The sequence below is a fragment of the Halobacillus sp. BBL2006 genome, assembly GCF_000786645.1.
Lineage (GTDB): Bacteria > Bacillota > Bacilli > Bacillales > Halobacillaceae > Halobacillus.
In genome coordinates this window covers 1-7517 of the sequence record NZ_JRNX01000444.1, presented here as the reverse complement: position 1 = coordinate 7517, position 7517 = coordinate 1, and the positions used below count along the sequence as shown (strand labels likewise).

Genomic DNA, 7517 nt, shown 5'->3' with positions numbered 1-7517 from the left:
TTCTTTTTTCTTCTTTTCAATACTTTCATCTAATTCCATGACATCCACTTGTTGATTCATTGATTCTTCTGCCGTTTTAAGTAGTTGATTGGGATCAACTTTAAGCACTTGCAGGAGTGGACCTAAAAATATGAGCAACAGCAGAATAGACATAACAAGGCGTGCGTACTTCTTCATCAGCCCCGATGGCAGAAGAGCATCGGCTACCATGGCTAAAAGCAGAAATAGAACGATTCGAGTAATCCATTCAATGAATAAATTCAATAACAGCCCCCCTTACCTGACCATCATTGTGATGTTACTAGCTGCGACCATAATGACGATGACAAGAAAAAACATCATCGATACCATAAGTAATGCAGCGAACACGTACATAATATGGCGACTTACAACGGACATGGCCTCTATGATCGGACCGTCCCCAAGAGGTTGTAACAAAGCCGCAGCCAACTTATAGATAATTGCTATAGCAAACACCTTTATGGCAGGGAAGATAGCTATTCCTAAAAGAATGACGACTCCTGCAATCCCAAGTGTGTTTTTTAAAACTAGTGAAGCGCCTAAAATTGTATCGGTAGCGTCTGTAAATAAGCGGCCGACGACCGGGACAAAATTTCCCGTTACGAATCGAGCCGTCTTCATTGTCACTCCATCTTGAACAGCTGTAACGGTTCCCTGTACTGAAATGACTCCTAAAAATATTGTCAAAAAGATTCCCATTACAGCCAGACCGGTCTTGCGCAAAAGTTCGGCTAACTGGTCAACTTTATAAGTTTCATTCAGGCCGCCGATAATCAACAATAGTGCAGAAGAAGCAAATAAAGGAATAAGAAGATATTTCACAAGAAGCCCGCTAGACTGCACTAAGGCAACGATAATTGGATGAAAGAAAGATATGGACATCAGATGACTGAAGGAGGCCATAATTCCTAAAAGTAATGGAAGCAGTCCTATCATAAAACTACTCATCCGGTCGATTGCATCTAACGTGTAATCAATCACTTGCCGAAAGCTCTCAAGAGCAAGGGTTAACAACACAAGGTAAACAACCAAATAAGCGATCCTGCTCACAACCGAATTTTCAAATGAAGACTGTACAGAATGCAAAAGTGTACTGAACAAGGTTAGAAATAACAAAGAAGCCAGGAGTTTACCGTTGACCATCAACTCATGAAAGAAAAACTTCAACAATCCAGTGTACCAATCAGAGGATTTTACAGACCCTTCAGATTGTATATATTCTTTGAAGTTATCCATTGTGAAAGTGGGTATATATTCACCATACTGTTGATTCAGTTCCTTCCAGCTCGCCTCAAGCTCTTCGGTAGAAACATGCTCCAGCATAGAAGGAACCGCTTCTGTTGAAGGGGAGGGGGAAGGGGAAGTTGAAGCCAACGAAACCGACGGGAAACATAACAGTAGAAATAGAACAAAGCTTATGATAGATAAACGTTTCATTGGATACCTCGCTATCTTATCCTAAGTGTCCAGGTATAAAGTTCAGTATTGTTTCAATGACAGCAGTGACGATTGGAATCGCTAACATAAGAATGAAAAGCTTCCCGGCCAGTTCTACTTTGGATGCCAGGGAATTTAATCCCGCATCCCTGATCAGTTGAGCACCAAATTCAGCGATATAAGCGATGCCGATAATTTTCAGTATTGTCTTAAAGTAAACAGGCTCCACTTGTGCCTGATCAGCGATATAAGAAAGAAGTGTAAAAATATATTTTACTTGATCTAAGATGGACAAGAAGATAATGATGACAGTAACTAAAAGAAGCAAAAAAGCGGCGGATGATTTCTGCTCTTTTAAGAGGATGATAAGCAATGCCGCTATTAAGCCTAAAGAGACAACTTGAATGATATCCATAAGCTATCCTTGATATAAAAAGACAGATTTTATTTGTTGAAACAAATCGGCCAACCGGTAAAGAACAATGAACAAGACAATGATGAAGCCGGTGAGCGTGACCGCTTGCGCAATCTCTTCTTTCCCCATCTGTTTTAAAATGCTATGAATCATAGCGACGATAATTCCTACACCTGCTATTTGAAAAAGAATCGTTGCATCCTGCAGCACAATGGCCCTTCCCCCTTTTATATGATTAAAATAATCACTAACAATCCACTTAAGACGCCCATACCTCTCGCCATCCTCTGGTATTGATCACAAACTTCTAAAGCGTCATGAAGTTCGCGATCGAGGTGGTGAAGCGTTAATTTAATTTGTTTCTGCTGTTGTTCTAAATCGTGTTGTCCGAGTGTGCGGCCAAATTGCGTTAATATTTCCCATTCATTCTTAGTCAGTGCATTACTGGACCAATGTTTCTTTAGATGACTTGTCCACCTTTGAGAGAAATCAGAGCAGTGTTCTTTCTCTTCGATGATACTTTCGAAAAATTTTCCTATTGGATCTGGTAAGTGTTTGGATAAGTTTTCACATACTTCCCACAAGGAAGATTGTCCGAAAACCATTTCCGCCTCGATCATTTGAAGTGCGTTTTTCCACTGACGAATATGACCTGGTCTCTTTTTGTATCGAGCCGCAATATCAAACCCTGCCCACGTTGTTACGGACAGGATCATCATAGCTCCGATCCACTCCATTGTTCACCCTCCCTTTAATGTGAGCAATCACGTAACCATTTTCATCTAAAATCTTTATGGAACCTGAGCTTCTTTGATTGAGTCGTTCCAGTACTAAATAACGGTGGAACACCCTTTCATCTATAAGGGAACAAGTAGAGGGACGCTTTTGAACTGAATGAAAATCACTACCATGGATACTGCATAGCACCTCAACTCCCGTGTAAGCTGCTTCTCTTATAGCGTTAGCATCTTGGATGCCTCCGATTTCATCGACTACGATCACTTCTGGAGACATGGACCGTATCATCATCATCATTCCTTCTGCCTTCGGACAAGCATCCATGACATCCGTTCTAGTTCCTACCTCCAATTGCGGCACACCTTGCAGACTGGCTGCAATTTCTGATCTTTCATCAACGATCGCCACTTTTGATGCAGGGTATGAGGAGTGAGATCCTATTGTTCTAGCCAATTCTCGGAGTAAGGTAGTCTTACCAGAATGGGGCGGTCCGATAATCATAGTGCTAGCCCACCTCCCGTCCTTATGTAAATAAGGAAGTAATGGTTCAACGTAGCCCTTGGTAGACCTTGCCACACGTATGTTCATAAAAGAAACATGCTTTAACGTATCAACTTGGTCGTTTACCGTGTTTACTTTACCGGATAGGCCTACTCGATGCCCGCCCTCTATCGTAATAAACCCATCTTTTAGCTGGTCTTTAAATCGATAGAGGGAAAATTGGCTGATCTGGTTCAAAACGTAAGATAAATCAGTCGATGTCAAGGTGTGATCTGACAAACAGGTATTCTGATTTGAATCAAGGATTTCTATCTTGCGTTGAACTCTAAGTCTGATTTCCTGAACAGTCTTCCAATTCACATTCCTTTTTAAGAGAAGTTGAAAGTGATCAGGAAACAACCTGATTATCTCTTTCATCCTTTCTTTCTCCTTTATATGGTTTACTTCATATGTATGTCCTTCTCTCACTCTTATGACAGGTTGAATGATATAAAATAGAATATCGGATAGTAATCTCTATTAAAAAAAGCCCGCTCCCTTAGGGAACGAGCTATTTTGAATGAGTCTATTAATTTGCACGAGAAACATATTTTCCATCAGTAGTGCTAATCACAAGAACTTCTCCTTCGTTGATGAAGAAAGGTACTTGGACAATCAAACCTGTTTCAAGCGTTGCGGGCTTTGTGCCACCGCTTGCCGTATCTCCTTTGATCCCTGGTTCAGTTTCCGTAACCTCGAGTTGAACGTTCTTAGGCAGTTCTACACCGATTGTTTCACTTTGATAGGATTGAATTTGAACTTCCATATTCTCTTTCAAATAATTCAACTGCTCCTGAATCAATGCTGAAGGAATTTCCACCTGTTCAAAAGTCTCCATATCCATGAATGCGTGCATATCTCCATTCGCATAGAGGTACTGCATCTTACGGTTTTCAATGTGCGCACGTTCTACCTTTTCGCCTCCGCGAAATGTTTTCTCCTGAATGTTTCCATTTCGAAGATTACGCAGTTTAGAACGGACAAACGCGGCACCTTTTCCTGGTTTTACGTGTTGGAAGTCCATCACTTGCCAGATACCACCATCCACTTCAATTGTTAAACCTGTACGAAAATCATTTACTGAAATCATCCGTTTTCCTCCTTTATTACTCTACAACGTGATAAGTTCTTTGGTCGATTTACTCAGACATTCATTTCCATCTTTTGTAATGATTGCATCATCCTCGATACGACATCCACCTACATTAGGCACGTAGATCCCGGGCTCGACAGTGACAACCATCCCTTCCTCTAACCTTTGTTCAGAGCGGAAAGATAAACCAGGTCCTTCGTGAACATCTAACCCGATGCCGTGACCCGTGGAGTGGCCAAAATATTCGCCATATCCTTTTTCTTTAATATAGTCGCGAGTCAAAGCATCTGCTTCTACTCCTGTAATACCCGCTTTTAGTCCTTCCATACCCTTTAACTGGGCCTCTAGAACCGTATTATAAATGTCTTTTAAGTCATCACTAATTTCACCAACTGCTACGGTTCGCGTAATATCGGAACAGTACCCTTTATACAACGCCCCGAAATCCAAAGTAACAAGCTCTCCCGATTGAATTTTCTTCTCTGATGCGACGCCATGAGGAAGGGCTGAGCGATACCCTGAAGCTACAATGATATCAAAACTAGAAGAAGTCGCTCCCTGTTTTCTCATGAAGAACTCAAGTTCGTTGGATACATCAATTTCTTTAACGCCTGGCTTTATGTAACCTAGGATGTGTTGAAAAGCGTCATCAGCGATTTTTACTGCATCCTTTAATATACTAATCTCCTCATCGGTCTTAATCAAGCGTAACTTTTCCACTAACCCTGCAGTTGGCTCTAATTCAGCGTTTAACGCATTTTTATATTGCTCATATGTGTTATATGTAACATACTCTTTTTCAAAGCCAACGCGCTTCAAACCTAATCTTTCTGCTTGCTTAGCGACTTCTTTATGCATAGGGACTTTATGTTCTATGATTTCAAATTCCCCAGCTTGTTCAGCTGCTTGTTCCATGTAACGAAAATCCGTAACTAAGAGTGCTTCTTTATTTGTAATCAGTAACGCTGCAGATGAACCAGTGAATCCGGAAATATAACGTCTGTTTTTAGGACTCGTGATTAAAAGTCCGTCCAGCTCAGCAGTCATTACCGCTTTGCGTATGCTCGCTAACTTACTCATTTGCAGTTCTCCCTTCCTTCTCTATCTTCTTCATTAAACCGAGTGCTGCTAATCGATATCCATCTATTCCAAAGCCAACAATCTGGCCTGCACATACAGGCGCCAACATAGAATGGTGACGGAAGTCTTCTCGGTTGTGAACATTGGAGATGTGAATTTCAATAACTGGAAGTGTAGTCGCACTAATCGCGTCTCTGATAGCGATACTTGTGTGCGTATAAGCAGCAGGATTAAGGATAATACCTGCCGCACGACCTTCTGCCATCTGAATTTGATCTACTAAATCACCTTCATGGTTCGATTGATAGGTTTCGACTTCGTACCCTTGTTCCCAGGCTGTATCCTTCACAAGTTGGACGACATCTGCAAGGGTTTGATGACCGTACTTGTCCGGTTCCCTCTTCCCCAACATATTCAAATTCGGACCATTGATTAATAACAGTCGCTTCATTCGGATCTGTCCTTCCCACCTTTTATGAGATTTTCATACTCCCTAAGTTTATCATACTCTTCCTTCGTTTGAATACGATTTCCCAGTCTCATTAAACTCCCTATATTCATAGGAAATTGAATAGCCAATGAATACTCCGTATAAAATGAACAGACAGCCTGTTGTCACCCATGTATCACTACTTAGTTCAAGAAAGGCAGGAATTGCCGGGAACAAAGGGGTCAGCACTACAAATATCACAAGCCATAATACCAGCCCAAAAATCAAGCCTGGCCATATGCCATTTTTCGTCTTCAACAGCATATAATAGACAATAGCACTCACTAAAGACAAAATACCTACGAGCAGAATCGCCAATACTTCAGCAAGCCAGGTTCCTGTCCATGCTGTCTGAAGGAAGGAACGGAAAAAGAAAGATGCCGCAGATACTTCAGTAAAGTGAAAATAGTAAGCAATTGTTGCCAAACCACTCCATAACACACCGGCTGTAAAACCGGTGATCAATGCCTTGGTAAAAACACTCTGTTGGGGTTCTTGCTGATTTTGCTGCTTTGGTTGATCCGTCATTTATATCACCTCAAGGATTAGCATTTACCATCCTTTAAAAATCATGCTTTTATCGACAATATAAACGCTAGTTAAAGAAGCAATTTTGAGGTAAAATAGAAGAAAGTTCAGCACCTTTGGGTGTTTAATATCCGATACGAAAAGGTATCGTTTAGGAAGGTCTGTTGGACCAATAATGCATCATCAACATGAAACAAAGCATCATAGTTTTGCATAATCCTAGAAAAAACGGAAAGACTCTAAAAGAACAGTTGAGTTGTAGGCAGCAGGATCAAAAACTTGCCATTTGGTAATGATTTTTCTTGTCGAAAAAGCTCTATAAATGTTCTTGAGTATGATATAAAAAGTGTTTTAGTGGTATATAAGTAATAAGAACTTTTACTGATGATGACTTTTGAGAAGGGAGGAAATAAACTATGCGTAATTGGATGACTCCAATCATCTATACATTGTTTGCCCTTGCAATCCTATACGTAGGTATCCAATTGTTTACAAACACATCAAGCTTTCTTTCATCAATGATTATGATGATTGGTATTGCTGTTCTTGTATACGGAGCCATATACTTCTTGTTTCTTCGAAATCGAGGATTCGGAGGAGGCGGCAATCGGACTGAAATGAAAAAATACAAGCAAGCTGTGAAACAATCGAAACAAAAATACAAACAGCCAACCCCGACAATTAAGAAAAGCAGTATGACAAAACCAAAAGTAAAGCCTTCCCCATTAGGCAAGAAAAACCGCAAGCGGTCAAGCGCACCTCACTTAAGGGTCATAGAAGGAAATAAAGACAAACAGAAAAATCGAGCCACTTTCTAAGACGGCTCGATTTTTTATTTTTTCCACCTTTTTAAAAATTCTTTCGCATGTTCTCTTCCAAAATCCATAATCCGTTCCTTTTCTTGATCACTCATATCAAAGTCAGTCGTATCGATTCCATTAACAGGAATAAATATCACGTCTTTACTTGTTTTAGGAGATATATAACGAGCGTCATGGGCTTGTTGCATCGTCTTGAATAACGCGTGGAACATTTGAATAGCATTTCTGATTTTTTGTTCCGGCAGCTTATCCGGTGGATCACTGAGCTGCATCCCTATGATGGGACGTTTTCGGCACACTCCTTTATTTTCCCAAATCCAAATTGGAAAATTACTCAACACACCACCATCAACA

12 protein-coding genes are annotated in these 7517 nt (G+C 40.6%); 1 reads left to right on the top strand and 11 read right to left on the bottom strand.

Going from position 1 to position 7517, the window contains the following annotated elements; all coding sequences use genetic code 11:
* From spoIIIAF to LD39_RS13335, 10 genes are all read right to left on the bottom strand, one after another.
* The coding region (spoIIIAF, locus tag LD39_RS13380; RefSeq protein WP_035547740.1) for a stage III sporulation protein AF at positions 1–264 on the bottom strand (264 nt) is incomplete at its 3' end.
* Positions 265–276: 12 nt separating this feature from the next.
* Positions 277–1458, bottom strand: coding sequence for a stage III sporulation protein AE (spoIIIAE, locus tag LD39_RS13375; RefSeq protein ID WP_035547735.1), 1182 nt, complete (start codon positions 1456–1458; stop codon positions 277–279).
* A 16-nt stretch (positions 1459–1474) separates the two neighbouring features.
* Complete coding sequence (gene spoIIIAD, locus LD39_RS13370) at positions 1475–1873, bottom strand: stage III sporulation protein AD (RefSeq protein WP_035547732.1); 399 nt, start codon at positions 1871–1873, stop codon at positions 1475–1477.
* A gap of 3 nt (positions 1874–1876) precedes the next feature.
* Entirely contained in the window at positions 1877–2083 is a 207-nt protein-coding gene (gene spoIIIAC / locus LD39_RS13365; RefSeq protein ID WP_035547729.1) for a stage III sporulation protein AC, read from the bottom strand.
* A gap of 17 nt (positions 2084–2100) precedes the next feature.
* Entirely contained in the window at positions 2101–2610 is a 510-nt protein-coding gene (spoIIIAB, locus tag LD39_RS13360) for a stage III sporulation protein SpoIIIAB (RefSeq protein WP_035547726.1), read from the bottom strand.
* On the bottom strand, positions 2555–3529 hold the full coding sequence (gene spoIIIAA / locus LD39_RS13355; RefSeq protein WP_035547723.1) for a stage III sporulation protein AA: 975 nt from the start codon (positions 3527–3529) through the stop codon (positions 2555–2557). Before spoIIIAA ends, spoIIIAB begins: the two co-directional genes overlap by 56 nt.
* A 151-nt stretch (positions 3530–3680) precedes the next feature.
* On the bottom strand, positions 3681–4241 hold the full coding sequence (gene efp, locus LD39_RS13350; RefSeq protein ID WP_035547720.1) for an elongation factor P: 561 nt from the start codon (positions 4239–4241) through the stop codon (positions 3681–3683).
* A 21-nt stretch (positions 4242–4262) separates the two neighbouring features.
* Positions 4263–5324 carry a Xaa-Pro peptidase family protein gene (locus LD39_RS13345; protein WP_035547717.1) on the bottom strand — a complete coding sequence of 354 codons (1062 nt, stop codon included), beginning with the start codon at positions 5322–5324 and terminating at the stop codon, positions 4263–4265.
* The gene (gene aroQ, locus LD39_RS13340) at positions 5317–5775 is read right to left on the bottom strand and encodes a type II 3-dehydroquinate dehydratase (protein WP_035547714.1); all 459 of its coding nucleotides are present in this window, start codon (positions 5773–5775) and stop codon (positions 5317–5319) included. Before aroQ ends, LD39_RS13345 begins: the two co-directional genes overlap by 8 nt.
* Positions 5776–5826: 51 nt before the next feature.
* Entirely contained in the window at positions 5827–6342 is a 516-nt protein-coding gene (locus tag LD39_RS13335) for a YqhR family membrane protein (RefSeq protein WP_035547712.1), read from the bottom strand.
* A gap of 416 nt (positions 6343–6758) precedes the next feature.
* On the opposite strand from LD39_RS13335, the gene LD39_RS13330 reads away from it, so the two are divergent.
* Positions 6759–7160 carry an SA1362 family protein gene (locus tag LD39_RS13330; RefSeq protein WP_035547709.1) on the top strand — a complete coding sequence of 134 codons (402 nt, stop codon included), beginning with the start codon at positions 6759–6761 and terminating at the stop codon, positions 7158–7160.
* Positions 7161–7174: 14 nt separating this feature from the next.
* Here LD39_RS13330 and LD39_RS13325 read toward each other — a convergent pair.
* On the bottom strand, positions 7175–7517 hold a 343-nt coding region (locus LD39_RS13325; protein ID WP_035547706.1), incomplete at its 5' end, for a patatin-like phospholipase family protein.